Raw genomic sequence first — 23169 nt, forward strand, 5'->3', positions numbered from 1 at the left:
TTATTTAGAATTATTCCACAAAAATAAGTAATTATTTTTAATTGTTCTAAATAAAGCGCTATATTTGTCGAAAATTTTTGCGTCTATGAAGAAGAAAGTGCTTTCCATTCTATCTTTATCCACTATTCTATGGGTGAATGCACAGGAAAATGATTCTCTTAAACAGAAGAAAATAGAGGAGGTTGTCATCACAGGGCAATATATGCAGCAATCTATCAATAAATCTATTTATAAAGTTGAAGTAATTGATGCTGAACAAATTAAAAACATGGCAGTAACTACTGTAGCCGAAGTTCTTAATCAAAATCTTAATATTTTAATTGAGCCCAATTCCGGAACAGGTGATTCTGATGCCAGTATTATGGGACTAAGTGGGGCTTATACGAAAATTCTTATCGATAATATTCCTGTAGTAAACGATAGAGGAGCTGGAAACCAAGTAGATCTTAGCAAAATCAATGTAAATAATATTGAGCGTATTGAGATTGTAAAAGGTGCGATGGGTGTTGAATATGGTAATAATGCTGTTGCTGGTGTTATAAATATTATCACTAAGAAAAGTTATTCCAAAAAGATCAATGCTTCGGTTTCATTACAGGAGGAAACTATAGGAAAAGATTATGATTGGTTTAAAAAAGGAAACGGGCGCCACGTTCAGTCTTTGAATTTAGGATATAAGATCAATGATAACTGGTCTGTGACTGCAGATATTAATCATAATGATTTTCAGGGTTACAAAGGCAAATATAATGGTTATAAATATTTCACGGAAGGAAATGACGGAAATAGAGGCTACGAATGGTTACCAAAAGATCAGCTATCTACCAACGCAGCAGTTCGTTATTCTAAAAATAATACATCTTTCTTCTATAAAATCAATTATTTGAGTGAAGAAGTTAATTTCTATAATCCAATCATAGAAGATTTGCCTTTAGGAGGAGGAAACAGAACTTACATTTCTAAGGACAAAGATTATTTTACGAATAGATGGATTCACCAGTTTAATATTCAGACAAAATTGGGAAGAATAAATTACAATGGTGATTTTTCTTATCAGACACAGAAAAGAGAGCTTCAGGATTATGTCTATGATGTTCCAAACAGACAGGAGATTTCAAGAGCAGACAAATCGACATATTACGATTCTAAAATACTTTATTCACGAGGAATGTTCAGTAATTTTCTTGATAATGAAAAGATTAATTTCCAAGTTGGATATGAATTAGACAGAACCAGTGGTTTTGCCAATGCTTCTACATTTCAAAGTGTATCAGAACGTCCCGATGTGAATAAAGCAATTTTTAATTATTCAAATTTCGTTTCTGCAGAATGGAAAGTGACAGATATATTTTCATTACGTCCGGGAGTAAGATTGGCATTAAGCGATAAATTTGATAGCCAGTATAATTATTCATTAACGACAAGAGTAAGCACTTCTGAAAATTCAGATCTTCGTGCAGTTTTCGGATCTTCAAACAGATTCCCGACTTACGAAGAACTTTACACCTATGTTGTTGATAACAACCACGATATCAGAGGTAATGAGAACCTAAAACCTGAAACAGGATATTCATTAGGTTTATTTTGGGATTATAAAACAACAACCGCGAATTCTTGGAAATTCAATTTCAGTGCATCAGGAATGTATCTTGATGTGAAAGACAGAATTCAGGATGTTATTATCAGTAGCAGTCCATTAAAATATACATATTTAAATATCGATAAATACAAATCGCTTTTATTTGGTGCAGGAGTTACCGCAAGAAAAGACAATTTCTCTTTAAATGCAGGAGTCTCAGTAATGGGAATTTCTCAGGTTCTTAATGCTGCCGGAATTGTTTCTCCGGATGATTATAATTTCTATACTGAAGCCAATTTTTCAGCGAATTATACCTTACCGAAAGTAAAAACATTATTTGCCCTTTATTATAAATATACCGGGGTAAGAAAGCAATATACTCAGGAAGTTACCGCAAATGTTGCTGCAGAGCCAAAATTCTTTTTAGGAGAAGTAGGAGACTTTAACATGATGAACTTTACCGTGACACAGCCATTCTTTAACAATCATGTAGAATTAAGCTTAGGTATTAAAAATATTTTCGATGTATCAAGTGTGAGAAACTCAATAGCTTCGGGAAATGCACATAATGCAGCTCCGGATAATCAGAATCTTTTCTATGGAAGAAGTTATTTCGCACGATTAAATTATAATTTTTAAAATTTTAAAAATGAAAAAAATACTATTTGGTCTTTTAGTAGGAGCATCTTTTATTTCTCAGTCATGTATTAATGATAATGAAGATCCTGTTGCAGTGTTTCCTGTGGAAGGTGCAATCGTAAGTCCCTTTGTTGGTGGTGCTACAGAGCCAAACCAGGTTTGGTTTGATCTGAGTGAAGGAAAGGAAATTCTTACGAAAAGAACAGATTGGGATCTTGCATTATATTCTGGAAGTGCTTTTAAGGTAGTTTTAAATTCATCGATTATGATGGCTGCAGGAAAAATTCCTAGTGCTACAGATATAGATCTGGTTACAGATGCAAGTGTCGCAACTTTGAAAAATCAGGTTCAGGTGGCTAATTTTAACCCTTCTAACGAAGTTTATATTGATGATGTTAATGGAAATTTCCCTTCTGGATATACTGCCATTGAAGAAATAAAAGCAAACGATTCTGAAAACGCAGTCTATCTGGTAAACATGGGTAAAGAAATTTATACAGGTACAGTTCCGGTAGGTTCTGTTTCCACAGGTGGCGACAGCAGAGGTTGGATGAAAGTACAGATTATAAGATCAAGCGATGGATATAAAGTGAAATATGCAGAGCTTACTTCAAACACTCATAAAGAAATAAATATTACTAAAAATACAGCTTACAACTATAACTTTGTTAGCTTAAAAAACAATAAAGAAGTATTTATTCAGCCGGAAAAAAAGAAATGGGATCTTTGTTTTACCGTTTTCACTAATATTATTACAGGAGCGGGAAGCTACATCTATGCAGATTTTGTTACCCATAATAATGTAGGTGGAGTTGGAGCATACGAAGTGGTTGTTACTTCAGGATCTGGTGTTGAAGCATATAATAATTTTAAATCTTCAGATATCGATCAGTCTAAATTTATTTACAATGATCACAGAATAATCGGTGCAAACTGGAGAAATCCTGTAGGAACAAACGGATTGGAAGTCTACGGAGATCGTTTCTATGTGATTAAAGATTCCGATGGATATTACTTTAAGGTAAGATTCACAAGACTTACAAAAAGTGATACGGGAGAAAGAGGAAACCCTCAGTTCGAATACAAACCTTTGTAAAAAATCAGTAATTATTAGTACTATTTGAAATTTGAGTTAAAAATCAAATATTACTTTAATTAAAAAAATAAATCAAATAATAGTATATCATGAAAAAATTCATTCTTGCGGCTTCTGTGCTTATGGCGGTGTATTCTTGTAAAAAAGAAGAAGGTGCTAAAACAGAAAATAAAACGGAAGTTAGCTCAGAAACACCAAAATCTAATAATAAAATCGTTACTCTTAATGGCGGAATTACAGAAATCGTAGCTGCTTTAGGTCACGAAAAAGAAATCGTAGGAACAGACGTTACAAGTACATATCCTGCCTCTTTGAAAGCTACGGCTAAAGATTTGGGTCACATGAGATCAATGACGATTGAGCCGATCATGGCGGTTTCTCCGACTTTGATTTTAGCTTCTGATAAAGATATCAACCCAGAATTAATGGGGAAAATCAAGGCTTCAGGAATCAAAACTGAAACTTTCAAGCAAGAATTTACCGTTGACGGAACTAAAAAATTAATTGCAGACGTAGCAAAAGCGATCGGAAATACAGATTATCAGAAATTGAACGATAAAATCGATGCAGATTTAAAACAAATCCAGCCTATCGCGAAAAAGCCAAAAGTATTGTTCATCTACGCCAGAGGAAATATGTTGATGGTTTCAGGTACAAAAACTCCGATGGATGCATTAATCGGTCTTGCAGGAGGAGAAAATGCGGTAAAAGATTTTGAAGATTTCAAACCATTAACTCCGGAAGCGGTGGTAAAAGCAAATCCTGATGTATTATTCTTCTTCACAAGCGGATTAGAAGGTGCAGGTGGAAACGAAGGAGCACTTAAAATGCCGGGTGTTTCTCAGACAAACGCCGGTAAAAATAAGAAGATCATCGCGATGGACGGAGGTTTAATTTCCGGTTTCGGACCAAGATTAGGAGAGGCTGCAGTAGGATTAAACAAACTTTTAGTTGAAAGCACAAAGTAAATTATACTTTTACATTACAATGAGCGCCATACTGCTTGTCATTATAGCAGTATGGTCTCTTAATACAGGGGTTTACGACTTTGGAGGTAAATCTGCGTTTGAAGTGTTGGGAAAAGTAATCAGAGGAGATTCAGGTTTATCATTAAGTGATAAATATGTAGTTTGGGACGTAAGAGCAGCCAGAATTATCATGGCGATTCTTATCGGAAGCATGCTTGCCGTTTCAGGAACAGGTTTGCAGGGATTGTTTAAAAACCCTTTAGCCACGGGAGATTTAATAGGATTAACATCGGGAGCGACTTTACTTGCCGCCATTGCGATCGTTTTAGGAGGGCATTTCAAGCAATATCTTCCTGAAGCCGTACAATTTTCGTTGGTAGGTATTTCTGCTTTTATCGGTTCTTTGTTATCCATGCTTTTGGTGTATAGAATTTCTACGAGCGGAGGAAAAACGAATGTTGTCATGATGTTGTTGAGCGGAGTGGCAATTACTGCAATCGGTTTCTCTATCACAGGTTTTTTAATTTATATTTCTAAAGACGATCAGTTGAGAGATTTAACTTTCTGGAATTTAGGAAGTCTAGCTGCTGCAACTTGGACGAAGAATATTATTTTAGGAATCGTTTTACTCATTTCTTATATCATTTTGTTACCAAAAGGTAAGGCATTGAATGCGATGATGTTAGGTGAAAAAGATGCACAGCATTTAGGAATTAATGTGGAAAGGTTGAAGAAACAAATCATCATTCTTACCGCTTTAATGGTAGGAACAACGGTGGCTTTTTCAGGAACGATTGGTTTTGTAGGTCTTATTGTCCCTTATATTTTAAGACTTTTATTTAAATCAAATTATACCTTTATTTTACCACTATCAGCGGTTTTTGGGAGCATTTTGCTGTTAACGGCAGATACATTCAGCAGAAGTATTGTAGAACCTTCAGAATTGCCGATCGGTATTTTAACGGCGTTAATGGGAGGTCCTATTTTCATCGCTATTTTAGTTAAATTCAAAAAAAGTTTGTAATGATAAAGGCACACCAGATCAGTTATAAACATAAAGAATTTCATATTCTTGACGCCGTGGATGTTTCTTTGGAATACGGCGAGTTTCTAGCAATCGTTGGTCCGAATGGAGCAGGAAAATCTAGTCTTCTGAGCGTTTTGGCGAATGAAGTAAAATCTAGACAGAAAGTTTTATTTAAAGATAAAAACATCGGAGATTGGGAAGTAAGAGAATTGTCGAAACACAAGGCGAAATTTTCCCAGCACAACAGCAATGATATTCCTCTTGAGGTGAAAGATGTCGTGATGATGGGGCGTTACCCGTATTTTGACGCTCAGCCGAGACAGGAAGACCATGAAGCGATGAATAATATGATGTATGAAACGGATGTTTATCATTTAAAAGACAGAGAATACAATACGTTGTCGGGCGGTGAAAAACAACGGGTACATCTTTCCAGAGTGATGGCGCAATTACAGAACGAAATTTCCCATAAACTCGTTTTTCTCGATGAACCTTTGAATAATTTGGATGTAAAACATCAATATAAAGCGTTAGAAATCATTAAAAATTTCACTAAAAAAGCTAATTCGGCGATTGTTGTTCTCCATGATTTGAATTTGGCAGCGCAGTTTGCAGACAAAATTTTATTAATGAAATCAGGAAGGGTTTCTTCTTATGGAACGCCGGAAGAAGTTTTTACCTCAGAAAATATAACCGAAGCGTACAACTTTCCGTGTACGATTTGCGACCATCCAATTACTAATAACCCAATGATTATTTTCGGATAATATGGAAAACGAAAACTTAAAAATATTAGCGCAGAATCTTGCCAATCCTCAAGGTGAAAAAGGGATTGAAATCGGCGAAATGATGAATGCCACCAACATCGGAATGACGCTGGAAAGCATTAAAACTCTTTTAATAGAAGACGATGAAACCGTTCTTGAAATAGGACATGGAAACGCAGGTCACGTTAAAAGTATTTTAAATAAAGCTCAAAATATACAATATACAGGAATTGATATTTCTGAAACAATGCATAATGAAGCCAAAAGATTAAATGAAGAATTTAAAAATCAGGCTGAATTTGTTTTGTATGAAGGATTAAAACTTCCTTTTGAAGATAAAAAATTCGATAAAATATTTACCGTGAACACCGTTTATTTTTGGAAAGAACCCATTGATTATTTAAATGAAATTTACAGGGTTTTAAAAGACAACGGAACTTTTGTTCTCACTTTCGGGCAAAGAGATTTCATGGAAAAACTGCCTTTCACAAAATTCGATTTTACCTTATATAATACGGATGAAATGGAAGAAACAGTTTCCAAAAGTCATTTTACAAGAATGAAAATCTCCGAAAAAGAAGAGCAGGTAAAAAGTAAAACAGGAGACGAAACAATAACAAGAAATTATACAGTTTTAACCATAAAAAAATAAAATAATGAGCACATTAGTAAACGATTTGAAGGAAAAATGGGAAGCTCTGAAAGCTGAAAACCCACATTTAAGAATCAGAAATGCAGCTGTAGAGCTTGGTGTAAGCGAAGCTGAATTATTAGCAACAAACGTAGGCAACGGCGTAACGGTTTTAAAGCCCGAATTTAAAGATATTTTAACTGAAGCAGAACAATTAGGAAAAGTAATGGCTCTTACGCGCAACGACGAGTGTGTTCACGAGAGAAAAGGGACTTATCTGAACGGGGATTTCAGCAGTCCTCACGCACAGCTTTTCGTAGGGGAAGATATCGATTTGAGGATTTTCCTTAACCATTGGAAATTCGCTTTCGGAGTAGTGGAAGGTGACAAAAAGAGTCTTCAGTTCTTCGGAAAAGACGGTTTGGCGCTTCACAAAATTTATTTAACAAAAGACAGTACCGAAGCTGCTTTCGATGCTATTGTTGAGAAATTTAAAGCAGAAGAACAAAATCACACGTTAGAATTAGAAACGGTAGCTCCAAAAGCTGAAGAAAAAGCTGATTCTGAAATCGATGTTGAAGGTTTCCAAAAAGCTTGGACAGAATTGAAAGATACGCACGATTTCTTTATGATGACAAGAAAATTCGGGGTAAGCAGAACACAGGCTTTAAGATTGGCTCCCGAAGGATTCACCAAAAAAATCGATACTGCAAAAGTGGTAAACGTTTTGGAAGATGCTTCTGAAAAAGGACTTCCTATCATGGTTTTTGTTGGAAACAGAGGGATTATCCAGATTCACACAGGTGAAGTGAAGAAAACGCTTTGGCATCAACAATGGTTCAATGTGATGGATCCTGATTTCAATTTACACCTTGATGTAACGAAAATCGCTGAAGCTTGGATCGTGAAAAAACCTACTGAAGACGGCGAAGTTACGGCTATCGAAGTATTCAATAATGAAGGAGATTTTATCGTTCAGTTCTTCGGAAAAAGAAAACCCGGAATTCCTGAGTTACAAGAATGGAAAAACCTTGTAGCTGAGTTAGAAAAATAAATAGTTAGATGATTTTATGAGGCCGTTTTGTTTTTTGCAGGGCGGCTTTTTTCTTAAGGTAAAATTGTAAATTTGGTTACCACAAAAGTCATAAGCATTTCCATTTATTCGCTTAGTTTGTCATCCCGTAGGGATCTAAGCAAAATTATTAGAGAGTAAACTGGAAAGATTCGTGTCTAGATCCTTACGGGATGACAAAAATGCTGGTTGCTAAAACGATAAAAAAATAAAAATGAAAAATATTTTCATAGCCCTATTATTGATAAGTTTCGGTGCTATCAATGCTCAAGACTTCAAAGCCTATCAATTTTATGATAAAAAAGGAAAGGAAATAAAGACTGAAAAATTAGTCAAAGAACTGGCGGATTATGATGTTGTTTTCTTTGGCGAAAATCATAACAGTTCGATTAATCATTGGCTTCAGCTGAAGATTACGGAAGCTTTGTTTGAAAAGAAAAACGGACAGCTTATTTTGGGTGCTGAAATGTTTGAAAGAGATAATCAGTCTCAGTTGAATCAATATGTAAGCGGAAAATTCGATGCTAAAACGTTGAAAGATTCAGCACGTTTATGGAATAATTATGCGACAGATTACAAACCGTTGGTTGATTTTGCTAAAGACAAAAAACTGAATTTCATCGCCACCAATATTCCAAGAAAATATGCTTCCCAAACGGCAAAAGAAGGCTTAGAATCTTTGAATAACTTAAGTGAAAAAGAAAAAGCTTATATCGCTCAATTACCAATCAAAGTTACTTTAGATACGCCCGGTTATCCTGAAATGAAAGCGATGATGGGTGAACATGCGGAAGGAACAAAAGTGATGAATTTTATTTCGGCTCAGGCGACAAAAGACGCAACAATGGCGGAATCTATTTTGAAAAATATGCAAGCCGGAAAGACATTCATTCATTACAATGGCAATTACCACAGCAAAGAATTCGGCGGAATCTATTGGTACATTAAACAGAAAAATCCAAACCTGAAAATGGCAGTAATCTCTGTTTTTGAATCCGAAAACCCGGAATTGAAAGTTCCTGAAAAAGACTATATTCCAACAGATTTTAACTTGATTATTCCGGCAGATATGACGAAGACGTATTAGTTAATTTAAAATAGAACTTAAATTTAATCAATAGGAACGGGTTTTAGCCCGTTTTTTAGTGTGAAAAATCTAATGGGTTTTAACCAAAACTTAAACACAATCTTTATCTTTGTTTAACACTCAACAAAAATGAAAAATTTATCCTTCTTATTCCTACTTTTCATCGGTTTAATTAATGCTCAGAAATTAACTCCAACAGAAATATCCATCATCAACCAAGGTGATAAAAATTCTGCGTTACCGATTTATCAGACAACCGATGACAATCAACATAAAACATTATTAAGTCTTTCCACAGAAATTGATCCGCTTGATAAAAACACGGCAATTTTGGTCAACAGAATGAAAGAATCTCTCACGGCAACCGACGGTGGAGTTGGAATTGCGGCGCCACAAGTGGGAATCAACAGAAAAATTGTTTGGGTTCAGCGTTTTGATAAAGCCGGAGAACCGTTGGAATATTTTATCAATCCTGTCATTGTCTGGAGATCGGAGTTACAGAATCTTGGTCCGGAAGGTGATTTGTCGATCCCTGATTTCAGAGATCAATTTTACAGAAGTAAGGTTATTCAACTGGAATATGTTGATTTGAAAGGGCAGAAATTTTCAGAAATAGTGGAAGGTTTCACAGCCGTTATTTTCCAACACGAAATCGATCATCTTTTCGGGATTTTAATTTCAGATAAAAAAGAAAAAGAGAAGAATGATGCGTATCAACCTGTTGATGCATTTAAGAAAAGTGATTCTGTGACGAGATAATGAATGATATTTCTAAATTTGAATTTCGATTTATATGTTTTGAGGCGTCCACATTTTCAGGAATTTAAATTTTTTCGGGTATTCCTCTCGCGGACAAAATGCTAAAACAACTTCTTTATTATCGAGTGAAGATTCTGTCAATACAACAAAATCAGTCTCATTTTTAAAGTTATTAAATTCAGTTTCGTCGACTATACAAACGACTTTTTTAAATATTCCATTCATCCATTGTATCATATTCTCGTTACGTTCGTAGGTTTTGTAACAAGCTAAGGAAGCATGTGCAGTTATTACCGGAAACCAGTTTATCCGGAATGTCATTCTTTACAATAATATACATTTTCATGTGGAATGTTTTTTTAATGTTGCTTACAAAAGTGATTTTGTGATGAGGTAACAGGTTTATTAATCGGATTTTATTCAGCAGTTTTCTTTAATATTGCAGATGTTTTGGCTTCAATGTCTCCATTATATTTTAAATTAGAAGCTTTCTTATCGGTTAATATTTGATAAAAAATACAGGCGTTTAAAAAAGATCCGTATTTATTGGGGTGAATTTCATCTTCATAAAGTTCAATTTCAGGGTGTTTTGTAAGAACTTCAAAAACTTTGCTTCCATTATCAGATTTTATTAAATTATTTTCTTTAGCAATTAACTGATAAGCTTCATTAATTATTTCAACCTCATTTTCTAAACTTTTAATAACAGGTGAACAACATTGATCTTTTTGGATAGACTCATCAATAAAATAATTTGGATAGCAATATTGTTGAGGATAGGTGTTTTTAGATGCCCAAGTATTGAAAAGTATAAACTTACATTCTGGGTTTGAAACCAGTTTTTTAATATCTGCAATAGCTTTATTTACTTTCAATTCACGATTTTCCGGAATTAAAACATCCACTGTTCCTGTCTGCAGAATAATGAAATCCCACTTTTTTTCTAAGATTTTTTTTTCTGTCTCTGTAATTTCGCCGGCTTCTTTTTGTCTTGTATTAATTCCGTCTTCTGTTCTTGATGTGATGATTTCCGATAAATGACCGGACAAAGATTGACCCGGAAATGTACTTTGTTCGATTTTTATATTAGGATTTGTTTCATCAACCATTTTCTGAACAGTTTGTGGCATATCATGAAAATAAGTTAAACTGTTCCCAATAAATAAGACATTAATTTCATCTGCTTTTTTTTGAGATTTGCAGTATATCGTATTTAATATTACTACGATTAAAAGAATATTTTTCATAAAAAAGATAATATTAGTTTACAAAATACATTGTAAATGTGTGGTAACCAAAAATATGAAATTATTCATTATATAGGGAAATTAATACTTCCTGATTTGCACACAAGAAGCATTTTTAATTTTAATTTTTTTACCTGCTTTTTTCAATAAACCCGTCTCAGAATTTCGTTTAAAAACAACCACATCACCACTTACAGCATTTGTTGCAATCAAGAATTTTCCGGTAGGATCGAGAGCAAAAACTCTCGGATGTTTTCCTTTTGTGGATTGATAACCGATTATTTTTAATTTTCCATCATTTTGAATTGAAAATATAGCAATATTATTTTCTTTTCCGCGATTGGACGCGTACAAAAACTTTCCGTCGGGCGAAATATGAACATCCGAACTTTCAAAATCGTCTTTATATTTTTCGGAATGCGTGTTGATCCTTTGTAGATTATTTAATTTTCCGTTTTCATAAGAATAAATGCTTACCGCTCCTCCCATTTCTTCAATACAATAGGCAAATTTTCCGTTGGGATGAAAAGTAAAATGTCGCGGTCCGCTTCCTAAAGTTGTCGGAGTAAAAGGAATTTCTGCAGTTTTTAAAGGCTCTTTACTTTCACTATTAAATTGATAACTCCGAATTTTATCCGCTCCCAAATCAGGCATAAAAATATACTTAAAATCAGGCGAAAAAACCGTAGAATGAATATGAGAACGATCCTGTCTGTCTGGGTTTACGCTTCCTTCCGAAAATTGAAAATTCTGAACATAAGGGTCAATTTTTCCGTTTTCTAAAATCGGATAAACGGAAACACTTCCTTCCGTATAATTTCCATTAACCAACCATTTTCCACTTTGATGAACGGTGAGGTAAACCGGATTTTCACCACCACTTTTTTGACTGTTAATGAAAGTCAACGATTTATTTTCAGGGTTAAATTCAAAACTGCTTACTTTTCCGCCGTTCTGGGTTTTACTTTCCGTGCAGGCAAAAACATATCTTCCGTTTGGAGATAAAGTGAGAAATGAAGGATTTAAAATACCTGTGAAAGTCGTAATTTTAGATAAATTTCCGCTAATGGTATCTAATTCATAAACATAAATCCCTTCCGTATTTTTATCTCGATTAAATGAACCGAAAAAAGCGTACGTATTTTGTGAATAGAAATTGATGCAGGTACAGATTGTAATGAATAAGGTTAAAAGATTTTTCAATTTGTTTTGATGAAATTAGAATATTAAACTTTTTATTTGAAGCTATTTCCCGCTTTCCGCACTCGCTATTTTGTAGGGTTTCGGCGGCAAAGCCGCCGAAACCCTACAAAATGAGCTCAAACAATTGCTCCAATCGCGGCTAGGAATTTGCGACTGTTACAAAAAAATTAAACCTCATAGGTTTTTAAAACCTATGAGGTTTATATCCCTAATATTTGTCATCCTGAAAGGATCTAGGCGCGAATCTTACCGAACTATTTTCTAATACTATCCTTAGATCCTTCCAGGATGACAAACTTATTTATAAAATTAATTGCTCTGCTATTTTATTTGCTTTTTCATAAGTAATCCAGTCAACTATTCGTACAGGTAAATCATTGCAGATAAATACAACTGAAAAAGTAGAATCAGACCAGGAATAATGATAGCGAAGATTATATTTTGTTCTTTCTATTTTAAAATCCTCAACATCTATTTTCTGAATTTCAGTTCTGTAATACGTTTTTGGTTTATTGAATAGTTTATATTTTTTAGTAACAATAATTTTCTCAGCATCATATTCCAAAACTGTTTTTCCGAACGTGTTCCACAGCCAGAAATAAAGGATAAGAATAAAAAAAGCTAAAAAAGGAACTACACTAAAAGCATAATGAAATAATGAAAACCAAAATGAATTTTCCTGTAAAGCCAAAAGCGGAAGAAGAAAAAATATAATAAAACTGGCAAGTAATAATCCGAATCCGAAAACGATTGTTACAAACCAGCTTGATTTATATTTGACTTTAATAATTTCCATTATTTAATCACCAATTCCGCTTCAAAAACATCAGCAAAATGCTTTCTGATCTTCGCTTTAATATCCTCCATTTCTTCGGGAGTCAGGTCTCTTTCCAGCTCTCTTTTGATAGAAGTTACTTGCTTATCTTTAATTCCACATGGAATAATGTATTCAAAATAACGCATATCAGTATTCACATTTAATGCAAAACCGTGTAAAGTTACCCAACGAGAAGCTTTTACGCCCATCGCACAGATTTTTCTCGCGTAAGGTTTTCCCACATCCAGCCAAACTCCGGTTTCTCCGGGAGAACGTTCGCCCTTCAAGCCGTAATCTGCAATGGTTCTGATGATTACTTCTTCCAGATTTCTCATGTATTTATGAATATCTGTAAAGAAATTTTCAAGGTCCAACACAGGATAACCAACAATTTGTCCGTATCCATGATAGGTAATATCTCCGCCGCGGTTTACTTTTACGAAAGTGGCGTCGATTTCTTTTAACTTGTCGATTCCGGCAAGCATATTTTCTTCGTGTCCGCTTTTTCCCAACGTATAAACGTGAGGATGTTCCACTAAAATAAAATGATTGGGCGTTGTAATATGTTGTTCGTCAGAGAGATCGCGGTTTTTCACTTTGATGTCGATAATATCTTTCATCAGCTTTTCCTGATAATCCCAAGCGGGTTGATATTCTTTTATACCTAGATCTTCAAATTCTACTACTTTATTTTGATGTGTGTTCATACCATTTTTTGATAGACAAATTTAGTGATTTTTACGCTTTTATGGAATGTATAAAATCTATGGCTTCTTTCTTCCAATCTCTATTTTGTAGTAGAATATTCACAAAGGCAGTTCCGATGATTCCGCCGTCTGCTTTTTCTGTGACATTCTCGAAATCTTCTTTTGATTTAATTCCAAAACCGATCATCACAGGATTTTGGAGTGGAAGAGAAGCCAATTTTGAAAGATAGCTTTCATTTTTCAACACGGTATTTTCATTTCCTGTTGTGGATGAGGAACTTACAGCGTATAAAAACCCTGAACTTAAAGAATCTAAATATAAAATTCTTTCATCTGAGGTTTCGGGTGTTACCAAAAAGGTGAAATTAAGATTGTATTTTTCTAAAATTTTCCGGTAATTTTTTTCGAATTCAATAGGAGGTAAATCGGGAATAATTAATCCGGAAACTCCGCTTTCAGAACACGCGGTACAGAAATTTTCAAATCCAAAGCTTAAAACAGGATTAATATATCCCATCAAAATCACCGGAATTTTGAGTTCGTTTTTAATGGTTTTTAGTTGAGAAAATAACTTTTCAATGGTCATTCCGTTTTTCAGAGCCAATTCATGGGCTTTTTGAATAACGGGACCGTCCGCAACAGGATCAGAATACGGCATTCCGATTTCCAGCATATCTGCTCCGGAATCCTGAATTAATTTTATAATATCGGCTGTATCTTCCAACTGGGGAATTCCTGCCGTGAAGTATATGTTGAGTTTTTTTTGAAGTGGGGAGCTCGAAGCTTGAAGTTTGAAGTTTTCTGAATTCATAATTTAATAAGTTTAAGTTGACCAATTTTATCTTTAACGGAATTAAACTTCCATCTTCTGCCTTCCATCCTCCAGTACTTTCAAATACGTTTCCATATCCTTATCACCGCGACCGCTTAAACAAATAACGACAATATCATTTTCATTAAATTTCTTTTTATCTAAAACCGCCAAAGCATGAGAACTTTCCAACGCGGGGATAATTCCTTCCAATTTTGTTAATTCAAAAGCCGACTTCAATGCTTCATCATCATTAATACTGAAAAATTCAGCACGGTTTTCTTTAAATAAATTGGCATGAAAAGGCCCGATTCCCGGATAATCTAATCCTGCAGAAATCGAGTGTGGTTCGATAACCTGACCGTCTTTTGTCTGCATAACCAAGCTTTTGCTTCCGTGTAAAACGCCCAAGGTTCCCAAGAAAGTTGTCGCTGCCGATTTCCCTGAATCAATCCCATAACCTCCGGCTTCAGCGGCGATGATCTTTACGTTTTCTTCATTCACAAAATGATAGAAAGTTCCTGCTGCATTGCTTCCGCCACCAACGCAAGCGATCACATAATCAGGGTTTTGTCTTCCGATTTGTTCGAAAAGTTGTTCTTTAATTTCTTTTGAAATAATGCTCTGAAATCTCGCCACCAAATCGGGAAAAGGATGCGGACCGACCACACTTCCAATTACATAATGTGTGGTGACAGGATTGTTGATCCAGTCTCTTAATGCTTCATTTACAGCATCTTTCAATGTTTTTGAACCTGAAATTGCAGGAACAACTGTCGCACCCAACATTTTCATTCTCGCTACATTCGGAGCCTGTCTCTGAATATCGATTTCGCCCATGTAAACGATACATTCCAACCCTAATAAAGCGCAGGCTGTAGCGGTTGCAACGCCATGTTGTCCAGCTCCGGTTTCTGCAATAATTCTTGTTTTTCCGAGACGTTTTGCCAATAAAACCTGCCCCAAAGCATTGTTGATTTTATGAGCTCCGGTGTGATTGAGATCTTCTCTTTTTAAATAAATCTGAGTATTGTATTTTTGACTTAAGTTTTTAGCAAAATATAAAGGTGTAGCGCGTCCAACGTAATTTTTCAGTAAATCCTGATATTCCTGTTGAAAATCTTCAGATTCAATGATTTCAAGATAGTTTTTTTGCAGTTCTTCTACATTCGGATATAGCATTTCGGGGATAAATGCACCGCCGAATTCTCCGTAATATCCGTTTTCATCGGGATTTTTATAATTCATTTTGTAATTTATTTATAAATGAAAGGTTATAATCAAATTGTTGTTTACTGATTTGTTTGTATTCAAATAATAACTGAACTTTCGTTGTAAGATCGAGCAAAATATTTACATCTAATTTGGAATAATACATTGTAACAGCAATTTCCAGATTATCAATTAAAAAATAGGAATCAAATTTCTCATACAAACAAAAAATCTTGCAATAGACGATCCCGAAATCATATTTTACATTTGCTTTTACGTTGTTTTCAAGCAATTTATCTGCAATTACCACCAAATGATAGCTGTTCCACAAATGGATGGTTTTGAAAAAATATTCAACATCTTTCTCGTTAAAATTTTTAATGATATTGATGAAATCACTTAATAAACCTCCAAGATACCAATATTCGATATTGCTGTCATTTTGAGAGACAAGCTGCTGTAATTCCTCTACTTTTTTGTTTTTAAACCTCGATGGAAAGAAAGCCTTGCGAACAGATTTTCTTATCGATCCCAGGTTCAGTCTTTTGAGTTTTAAAAGTTTAAGTTTTCTCGAATAATATTTTTTCAATGTTTTGTTTTTTTATGTTTTTGCAAATCTTCAAAGAATTCCTTTCGGATTTTTCACTTTATATAATTCTTTAAATCCTTCAATTTGCTTTAAATTTTTAACTCCCGGTTCGGTTTCAAATTTTGAATTAATATCTATTGCAAAAGGTTTTTGGTTTAAAATATTCATATTTTCGATATTTTCTTCTGAAATTCCGCCACTTAAAAAATAGGGAAGAGGAATTTTTATTTCGTTTAAGAGATTCCAGTCAAATTGTTTTCCTGTTCCTCCGAAAGCTGTTGAATCGGTATCGAATAGTAAATAGTTGATCGTTGTTGGTTGCTGGTTGATTGTTTTTTGAATCTGTTCCGATTTTTCGGTTCCAATTCTTATCACCTTAATAATTCGAATTTCAGGATGTATTTTTTTTCTTAATTCAATAATGAAATTTTCATCTTCATCACCATGAAGCTGGATGAAATTCAGATTGGCTTTTTGGCTTATTTCAATAATTTTATCTAAACTTTCATTCACGAAAACTCCAACTTTTCCATGATGTTCAACTTTTGAAATATCTTCCAATGTCAAATGATTCAAAACATATCTTGGCGACTTTTCATAGAAAATAAAACCAAGAAAGTCCGTATTCATAGAAATTAATTGATGAATTTGGTCTAATCTTGTTAAACCACAGACTTTGAGATTTAGTTGTTGTATTTTCATTGTTACATTGATAAACTTTTATATTGCTACTGTGGAAACAAATTCTTCAAATTTTTTTCCGGGATTTTCATTTTTCATAAAATATTCTCCCATTAAAAATCCGTCAAAACCTTTTTCCTTCAGAAAATTAAAATCTTCCACATGATAAATTCCGCTTTCTGCAACGGATAAAACATCTTTTGGGAGCTGATTTTTCAAATTCACGGAATGTTGCAAATCAACTTTAAAATCTTTTAAATTTCTATTATTAATTCCCACCAGATCAATTTCTGAATTGAAATGTTCAAGCTCTTTTTCGGTATGAATTTCGAGTAAAACTTCCATTCCCAAATGATGTGAAAGTTCTGTAAACTCCTGAACCTGATTGGGCGAAAGACACGCTGCAATTAACAAAACAACATCAGCTCCGATGCTTTTTGCTTCATAAAACTGATATTCATCAATCATAAAATCCTTTCGAAGAATCGGAATATTGATGTGATTTCTTACATTTAAAATATCTTCAAAATTTCCTCCGAAAAAATCTTTATCCGTTAAAATTGAAATTCCACTTGCTCCAAAATTTTCGTAAACTGAAACAACTTCTAAAGGCGAAATTTTATCATTAATAATTCCTTTGGATGGAGATTGTCTTTTAAATTCAGCGATAATTCCGCTTTTATTTTTTATATTTTCTTTTAACGAAACTGTTTTTCTTTCAAAGAATTCAGAACCTTTCAATTCCTGAACAGAAACTGTTGATTTTGAGATTGAAACTTCTTCTTTTTTTCTTTGTATGATTGTATCTAAAATATTCATGACTATTATTCTAAAAGCAATTCCAGACTTCTCAACGCTTTTCCTCCATGCAAACTTTCCTGAGCCAGCAAAAGACAATCGTCATAACTGCCGAATTTATCAGTGTGATATAGCGCAACGGAAGCATTTGCCAAGACCACAGAATTTTGCTGTTCCGTGCCTTTTCCATGAAGAATATTTCTGAAAATTTTTGCCGTTTCATGGGGTGTTTCGCCAGCTTTTATGCTTTCATGAGTAATAGAATCAAAACCGAGATCTTCCGTTGAATAAACTTCTTCACCCTTTTTTGTGATGATTTTACTGTCGTGCGTCAAACTTATCTCGTCATAACCATCCATTCCGTGAACGAGAATAAAATGGCGGTCATCTTTTTGCAATAAATACTGATAAATCCTTGCAATTTCAAGATTGTAAACTCCTATCATCGAGAATTTTGGTTTTGCCGGATTCACGAGTGGTCCAAGCAAATTGAAAAAAGTTCTGAGACCCAAAGATTTCCTCAACGTACCGACAGACTGCAAAGCCGGATGGAAGTAAGGCGCATGCAAAAAACAAATATTGGCTTTTTCCAGATCATCTTCCAGCCTCTCTGAATTAATTTTAAATTCATACCCCAATTCCTCCAGAACATTTGACGATCCTGTAATGGTTGAAGCCCCATAATTTCCGTGTTTTGTTACTTTTTGTCCGGCTCCGGCAACGACAAAACTTGCCAATGTTGAAATATTGATCGTGTTTTTTCCATCACCGCCGGTTCCTACAATATCGATAGCGTCACTTGCGTCTAAACTCATCGGAACTGCCATTTGCAGAAGTGCTTCGCGGAAACCTTCCAGTTCTTTTAAGGTGATATTTCGCATCAGAAAAACGGTCATAAAAGCCGTAACTTCTGTAGAATTAAATTTATTTTGAGCAATCTCAATCATAATCGCTTTTGCTTCCGATTTTGATAACGTATGATGATTGAAAAGATATTCTAAGATTTCTTTCATTTGTGAAAATTTTAAAGATTTAATTAATTCAGAAAGAAGTTTTTAATAATAGTTTCTCCTTGTGGAGTTAAAATACTTTCAGGATGAAACTGAACACCATGAACATCATAAATTTTATGCTGCAACGCCATGATCATTCCGTCTTTATCTACTGCTGTGATTTCCAGTTCTTCAGGGAAATCTTCGCGATTCACAACCCAACTGTGATATCTTCCGACTTCCATTCCGCTTGATAGGTTTTTGAAAATTTTAGTATCATTTTTTACAAAATCAGCGGAAGTTGCAACCCCATGAAAAATCTCCGAAAGATTGATTAAACTTCCACCAAAAGCTTCCGCAATGGCTTGCTGACCGAGACAAACGCCCAAAATACTTTTCGTAGGAGCATATTTTTTAATTAATTCTAACAGAATCCCGGCTTCTTCAGGAATTCCGGGACCCGGTGAAAGGACAATTTTATCGTATTTATCGACTTCTTCTAAAGTGATTTCGTCATTTTTCACGACATCAACTTTTATATCCAAAACTCTTTCAATAATCTGGACTAAGTTGTAAGTGAAACTATCGTAATTATCGAAAACCAGTACCTTGGTTGATGGTTGATTGTTTTTAGTTGATTGATTTATAGTGCTTTTCATTTTATTTTTGTCTGTAATAATTAATAAATCCGCTTAGTAACTTTTTACAAAGTATTATTTGATTTAGGGTGGTGGTAAATTTTTCTTCGGTTAAATAATTTTGGTCTGATGATAAATAAATTTGAGTTTCTAATTCATAAAGAGAAACCTCTTGCAATAAATAAAAAATGTATTGTTTCTTTTGAAGTATTTCTTCCACAGCCTTCTGCTATATTTGAAGGGACGGAAACAGCACATCTTCTGATCTGGTTTGTAAGTCCAAATATTTCGTCTTTAGGATAATTTTTGGTTGAATCATAAACAAGATTAGTAAGCTTTCTCGATTCCCGCCAAACATCCAGATTTATATATTCCATATTTTGTGTTTTTATTATTTCTATCAACTATAAACCAATCACCATCAACTAATAGCTATCAACCAACTTCTCCGCCTTTTCTACCGCCTTTTTCAATGCATTCAGCTTATTATTCACTTCTTCCAATTCGCTTTCCGGATTGGATTTTGCAACTAATCCGGCTCCGGCTTGATAGTATAAAGTGTTGTTTTTACTTAAAAAAGTTCGGATCATAATTGCCTGATTGCAGTCTCCATTTAATCCGATAATTCCGATACAGCCGCCATAATATCCACGGGAATCTTTTTCGTATTTATTAATTAATTGTAATGCTTTATGTTTCGGTGCACCGCTTAAAGTTCCTTGCGGGAATGTCGCGGCAACCATTTCGTAAGGATTTGTTTTTTCAGGTAAATCGGCGGTAACTTCGCTCACCATGTGAATAACGTGAGAAAAAAGTTGGATTTCCTTTAATTTTGTAACCGTTACATTTTTACCCAGTTTTCCTAAGTCATTTCTGGCTAAATCGACCAACATGGTGTGTTCAGCATTTTCTTTTGCATCATTTTTTAATTCTTCAATAGACTGTAAATCAGTTTCAAAATGTCCTGTTCTTTTGAAAGTTCCTGCAATAGGATGCATGGTTGCTTTGTTTCCTTTAATAATTAATTGACTTTCAGGACTTGAGCCAAATAATTTGTAATTTCCGTAGTCGAAGTAAAAAAGATAAGGAGAAGGATTAATATTTCTCAAAGCACGATAAACATTGAATTCGTCACCTTTAAATTTCTGTTCGAATCTTCTGCTTAAGACCATCTGAAATACATCTCCTCTCATGCAGTGTTTTTGTGCTGTTTTTACCAGCTCTATATATTCTTCATCGGTAATATTGGAGGTTTCTTTTCCGTTTTTCTGGAAAGGATAAATGACGGAATTTTGGTTTTTAATCAAACTTTCCAATAAATAAAGTTCAGATTTTACACCTTCGAGCTGGTTTTCAATAATGTGCATTTCATCGTTATAATGATTTATGGCGATAACATATTGATATAATCTGTAACGAAGAATCGGGATTTCAACTTCCGGACTTTGAGCTTTAAAAACAATGTTTTCAAAAAACTGTACGGCTTCAAAACTTGTATATCCGAAAAGACTTTGGGCAGTTTGTTCTACAGGATCGGTTGTCTTTTCACATTCAAAAATGTTAGAAAAATCTTGGAAAACATCAGCTATTTTATGTTCAATAATAAACTGTTTGATAGGTTCTTTTCGGGGCAGTTTTATTTCAAACTCATTTAAATTTTTAATTTCGATTCCGGCAACAGCGTTGATGGCGATAAAAGAAAAATTATTGTCGATATTTTTTGAATCCGAACTTTCCAGAAGGATAGTATCCCGGAACTTGTCCCGAATCTGCAGATAAATATTCATCGGAGTCTGAAGATCTCCCAATGTTTTTTTGGAAACGGTTTTTATTTTTATTTTTTTACTGAACATTTGCAGTGTATTTTAATTTGATTTAAACAAAAAAGACTTCAACGGCATCCGTCAAAGTCTTTATATATTTTTATTATTCTTGTTGTAGATAAATTAGCAACACGACAATAACCTCAGACCCGACGAAGAGTTTGAAAGCCACCACCAATTATTGTTACTGTTATTAAACATATGGCAAATGTAAATATTTTTTTTAATACAAAATGCAAAAATTACGAAAATAAAAAAACTTAAAATTCAGATTCTGAATTCATTCTTTAGTCATGCTTATTATATGATTATTTGCTTCTTCTAAATTTCCTTCCTTAATAATAACGATTAAAAGCATTTCCTATCTTTTAAAAGCAATATTTTTTATATTTTTGTCAGCAAATTAGAAAACAATGAAAAAAGTATTTGCAATAGCATTTATCGGAGGTTTATTAGTAGTTAACTGCACAAAAAAGCCTAATCATGATTTACAGGACAGCAACACGATGTTACCTGAACCGGATGCTCCAACTGTAGTAGATTCTACGGCTAAAAAAACGGATACACCTGCTGCAACTCCTGCACCAGCAACTGAAGCTCCTAAAACAGATTCTGCAGCGGCTAAAAAATAATGAAAAAACTATTTTTAACAGGATGTTTAGGTCTACTAATTTTTTCCTGTTCTAAAAAAGAAAATACGCCGATTGACGCCAATTCTTCTGAAACTACAACAATTTCAGAGTCTGCAAAAAATAATCTTTCCGGAGATCAGATTATGGAAACCATGGATTGTTCTGCCTGTCACTCGGCAAATGAGAAAATGATAGGACCTTCTTATCAGGAAATCGCAGAAAAATATTCTGATAAAGATATTGAATTGCTGGCTTCCAAAATCATAGAAGGCGGAAGTGGAGTTTGGGGAAATGTTCCGATGGCTGCTCATCCTCAAGTATCAAAAGAAGATGCTAAAAAAATGGTGGAATATATTTTGACACTAAAGAAAAAATAAAATATGTCCACCGAAAAATCCAGTCTGCACACAAGAAATTTACATCGTAATCCGTATGATTTTGATCTGCTTATTTCTTGTGTGCCAGAACTGAAAGAATATGTTTTTACCAATGCTTATCAAACGGTAACGATTAATTTCAGTATTCCAAAAGCTGTAAAATTACTTAATAAAGCTTTATTGTTACATTTTTATAAGGTTCAGAATTGGGATATTCCTGATGCAAATCTTTGTCCTCCAATTCCCGGAAGAGCAGATTATGTGCATTATATTGCAGATTTATTGGCTGAACAACAGAAAGAAATTCCAAAAGGATTGTCTGTGAATGGCTTGGATATTGGAACAGGAGCCAATCTTGTGTATCCTTTAATTGCCCACCAATCGTATGGCTGGAAAATGTCGGGAACAGATATTAATAAGGATTCTCTGGAAAATGCCCAACAGATTTTAGATAATAATCCTGATCTGTCATCTGCAATTCAATTAAAGCAACAGGCAAATCCTGATCATATATTTAAGAATATGATTGATCCGAAAGATCGATTTGCATTCTCGATGTGCAATCCTCCTTTTCACGATTCTGAGGAATCTGCTGTAAAAGGAAATCTTAGAAAAACAAAAAACCTTAACAAATCAAAAGTTCAAAAACCGCTGCTCAACTTTGGCGGACAACAATCTGAACTGTGGTGTGAAGGCGGTGAATTGGCTTTTATCACAAAAATGATGAACGAAAGTGTTTTGTATTCATCACAGGTTCTTTGGTTTACATGTTTGGTTTCAAAAAAAGATAATTTGTTTAAACTTACCACACTTTTAAAGAAACTCAACGCAGTAGAAGTCAAAACGATCGATATGGCTCAAGGTCAGAAAATAAGCAGAATCTTAGCCTGGACTTTTATTCCTCAACGAAATCGTAAAGATTGGTTCTCATAATTTTGGCTTTAATTATCCTCTTGAATTGAATTTTATATGAAATAATTTATATTTCTGAGAAAAGCCATTGACCATCAATTCAAA

27 protein-coding genes are annotated in these 23169 nt (G+C 34.2%); 12 read left to right on the top strand and 15 right to left on the bottom strand.

What is annotated here, in order from left to right; genetic code table 11:
- Positions 1-85 precede the first annotated feature (85 nt).
- The 9 genes from J3D55_RS09115 (at position 86) to J3D55_RS09155 (ending at position 9625) form a co-directional block, all read left to right on the top strand.
- Positions 86-2218, top strand: coding sequence for a TonB-dependent receptor plug domain-containing protein (locus J3D55_RS09115; RefSeq protein WP_259130511.1), 2133 nt, complete (start codon positions 86-88; stop codon positions 2216-2218).
- A gap of 10 nt (positions 2219-2228) precedes the next feature.
- Positions 2229-3314, top strand: coding sequence for an HmuY family protein (locus J3D55_RS09120; RefSeq protein WP_259130512.1), 1086 nt, complete (start codon positions 2229-2231; stop codon positions 3312-3314).
- A gap of 89 nt (positions 3315-3403) precedes the next feature.
- Complete coding sequence (locus J3D55_RS09125) at positions 3404-4282, top strand: heme/hemin ABC transporter substrate-binding protein (protein ID WP_259130513.1); 879 nt, start codon at positions 3404-3406, stop codon at positions 4280-4282.
- Positions 4266-5306 carry a FecCD family ABC transporter permease gene (locus tag J3D55_RS09130; RefSeq protein ID WP_259130514.1) on the top strand — a complete coding sequence of 347 codons (1041 nt, stop codon included), beginning with the start codon at positions 4266-4268 and terminating at the stop codon, positions 5304-5306. The genes J3D55_RS09125 and J3D55_RS09130 overlap by 17 nt, the downstream gene beginning before the upstream one ends.
- Complete coding sequence (locus J3D55_RS09135; RefSeq protein ID WP_259130515.1) at positions 5306-6076, top strand: heme ABC transporter ATP-binding protein; 771 nt, start codon at positions 5306-5308, stop codon at positions 6074-6076. Before J3D55_RS09130 ends, J3D55_RS09135 begins: the two co-directional genes overlap by 1 nt.
- A gap of 1 nt (position 6077) precedes the next feature.
- Positions 6078-6728: a class I SAM-dependent methyltransferase gene (locus J3D55_RS09140; RefSeq protein ID WP_259130516.1), complete on the top strand. Its 651-nt coding sequence runs from the start codon at positions 6078-6080 to the stop codon at positions 6726-6728.
- A gap of 4 nt (positions 6729-6732) precedes the next feature.
- Entirely contained in the window at positions 6733-7761 is a 1029-nt protein-coding gene (locus tag J3D55_RS09145; RefSeq protein ID WP_259130517.1) for a hemin-degrading factor, read from the top strand.
- A gap of 232 nt (positions 7762-7993) precedes the next feature.
- Complete coding sequence (locus tag J3D55_RS09150) at positions 7994-8866, top strand: ChaN family lipoprotein (protein ID WP_259130518.1); 873 nt, start codon at positions 7994-7996, stop codon at positions 8864-8866.
- Between the two features lie 129 nt (positions 8867-8995).
- Positions 8996-9625 carry a peptide deformylase gene (locus J3D55_RS09155; RefSeq protein WP_259130519.1) on the top strand — a complete coding sequence of 210 codons (630 nt, stop codon included), beginning with the start codon at positions 8996-8998 and terminating at the stop codon, positions 9623-9625.
- Positions 9626-9655: 30 nt separating this feature from the next.
- Here the strand turns inward: J3D55_RS09155 and J3D55_RS09160 are convergent, their stop codons facing one another.
- From J3D55_RS09160 to J3D55_RS09230, 15 genes are all read right to left on the bottom strand, one after another.
- The gene (locus tag J3D55_RS09160; protein WP_259130520.1) at positions 9656-9946 is read right to left on the bottom strand and encodes an aminoacyl-tRNA hydrolase; all 291 of its coding nucleotides are present in this window, start codon (positions 9944-9946) and stop codon (positions 9656-9658) included.
- Positions 9947-10041: 95 nt separating this feature from the next.
- Positions 10042-10872, bottom strand: coding sequence for an SGNH/GDSL hydrolase family protein (locus J3D55_RS09165; RefSeq protein ID WP_259130521.1), 831 nt, complete (start codon positions 10870-10872; stop codon positions 10042-10044).
- A gap of 81 nt (positions 10873-10953) precedes the next feature.
- Positions 10954-12075 carry a lactonase family protein gene (locus J3D55_RS09170; RefSeq protein WP_259130522.1) on the bottom strand — a complete coding sequence of 374 codons (1122 nt, stop codon included), beginning with the start codon at positions 12073-12075 and terminating at the stop codon, positions 10954-10956.
- Positions 12076-12376: 301 nt separating this feature from the next.
- A complete protein-coding gene (locus J3D55_RS09175) occupies positions 12377-12871 on the bottom strand; it encodes a hypothetical protein (RefSeq protein WP_259130523.1) in 495 nt (164 codons plus the stop codon).
- Positions 12871-13599: a lipoyl(octanoyl) transferase LipB gene (gene lipB / locus J3D55_RS09180; protein ID WP_259130524.1), complete on the bottom strand. Its 729-nt coding sequence runs from the start codon at positions 13597-13599 to the stop codon at positions 12871-12873. The genes J3D55_RS09175 and lipB overlap by 1 nt, the downstream gene beginning before the upstream one ends.
- Before the next feature lie 31 nt (positions 13600-13630).
- Positions 13631-14410 carry a tryptophan synthase subunit alpha gene (gene trpA, locus J3D55_RS09185; RefSeq protein WP_259130525.1) on the bottom strand — a complete coding sequence of 260 codons (780 nt, stop codon included), beginning with the start codon at positions 14408-14410 and terminating at the stop codon, positions 13631-13633.
- 42 nt (positions 14411-14452) lie between these two features.
- Positions 14453-15658, bottom strand: a complete 1206-nt coding sequence (gene trpB / locus J3D55_RS09190; protein WP_259130526.1) for a tryptophan synthase subunit beta — start codon at positions 15656-15658, stop codon at positions 14453-14455.
- Positions 15648-16211, bottom strand: a complete 564-nt coding sequence (locus J3D55_RS09195) for a hypothetical protein (RefSeq protein WP_259130527.1) — start codon at positions 16209-16211, stop codon at positions 15648-15650. The genes trpB and J3D55_RS09195 overlap by 11 nt, the downstream gene beginning before the upstream one ends.
- Before the next feature lie 30 nt (positions 16212-16241).
- Positions 16242-16841: a phosphoribosylanthranilate isomerase gene (locus J3D55_RS09200; RefSeq protein WP_374759474.1), complete on the bottom strand. Its 600-nt coding sequence runs from the start codon at positions 16839-16841 to the stop codon at positions 16242-16244.
- A gap of 90 nt (positions 16842-16931) precedes the next feature.
- On the bottom strand, positions 16932-17711 hold the full coding sequence (trpC, locus tag J3D55_RS09205; RefSeq protein WP_259130530.1) for an indole-3-glycerol phosphate synthase TrpC: 780 nt from the start codon (positions 17709-17711) through the stop codon (positions 16932-16934).
- A gap of 5 nt (positions 17712-17716) precedes the next feature.
- The gene (trpD, locus tag J3D55_RS09210; RefSeq protein ID WP_259130532.1) at positions 17717-18703 is read right to left on the bottom strand and encodes an anthranilate phosphoribosyltransferase; all 987 of its coding nucleotides are present in this window, start codon (positions 18701-18703) and stop codon (positions 17717-17719) included.
- Between the two features lie 23 nt (positions 18704-18726).
- Entirely contained in the window at positions 18727-19341 is a 615-nt protein-coding gene (locus tag J3D55_RS09215; protein ID WP_259130533.1) for an anthranilate synthase component II, read from the bottom strand.
- 1 nt (position 19342) lies between these two features.
- Entirely contained in the window at positions 19343-19540 is a 198-nt protein-coding gene (locus J3D55_RS09220; protein WP_259130534.1) for a four helix bundle protein, read from the bottom strand.
- The gene (locus tag J3D55_RS09225; protein WP_259130535.1) at positions 19476-19697 is read right to left on the bottom strand and encodes a four helix bundle protein; all 222 of its coding nucleotides are present in this window, start codon (positions 19695-19697) and stop codon (positions 19476-19478) included. The genes J3D55_RS09220 and J3D55_RS09225 overlap by 65 nt, the downstream gene beginning before the upstream one ends.
- A 48-nt stretch (positions 19698-19745) precedes the next feature.
- Positions 19746-21173, bottom strand: a complete 1428-nt coding sequence (locus J3D55_RS09230; protein ID WP_259130536.1) for an anthranilate synthase component I family protein — start codon at positions 21171-21173, stop codon at positions 19746-19748.
- Positions 21174-21556: 383 nt separating this feature from the next.
- Between J3D55_RS09230 and J3D55_RS09235 the strand changes: the two genes are divergently transcribed.
- The 3 genes from J3D55_RS09235 to rlmF are packed head-to-tail and all read left to right on the top strand — an operon-like array spanning position 21557 to position 23085.
- Positions 21557-21775: a hypothetical protein gene (locus J3D55_RS09235; protein WP_259130537.1), complete on the top strand. Its 219-nt coding sequence runs from the start codon at positions 21557-21559 to the stop codon at positions 21773-21775.
- Positions 21775-22152, top strand: a complete 378-nt coding sequence (locus J3D55_RS09240) for a c-type cytochrome (protein ID WP_259130538.1) — start codon at positions 21775-21777, stop codon at positions 22150-22152. The genes J3D55_RS09235 and J3D55_RS09240 overlap by 1 nt, the downstream gene beginning before the upstream one ends.
- Before the next feature lie 3 nt (positions 22153-22155).
- Positions 22156-23085 (top strand): 23S rRNA (adenine(1618)-N(6))-methyltransferase RlmF, encoded by a 930-nt coding sequence (gene rlmF / locus J3D55_RS09245; protein WP_259130539.1) that lies wholly within the window; start codon positions 22156-22158, stop codon positions 23083-23085.
- Positions 23086-23169 lie beyond the last annotated feature (84 nt).

It is taken from the genome of Chryseobacterium ginsenosidimutans (genome assembly GCF_024807225.1).
GTDB classification, from domain to species: domain Bacteria; phylum Bacteroidota; class Bacteroidia; order Flavobacteriales; family Weeksellaceae; genus Chryseobacterium; species Chryseobacterium ginsenosidimutans.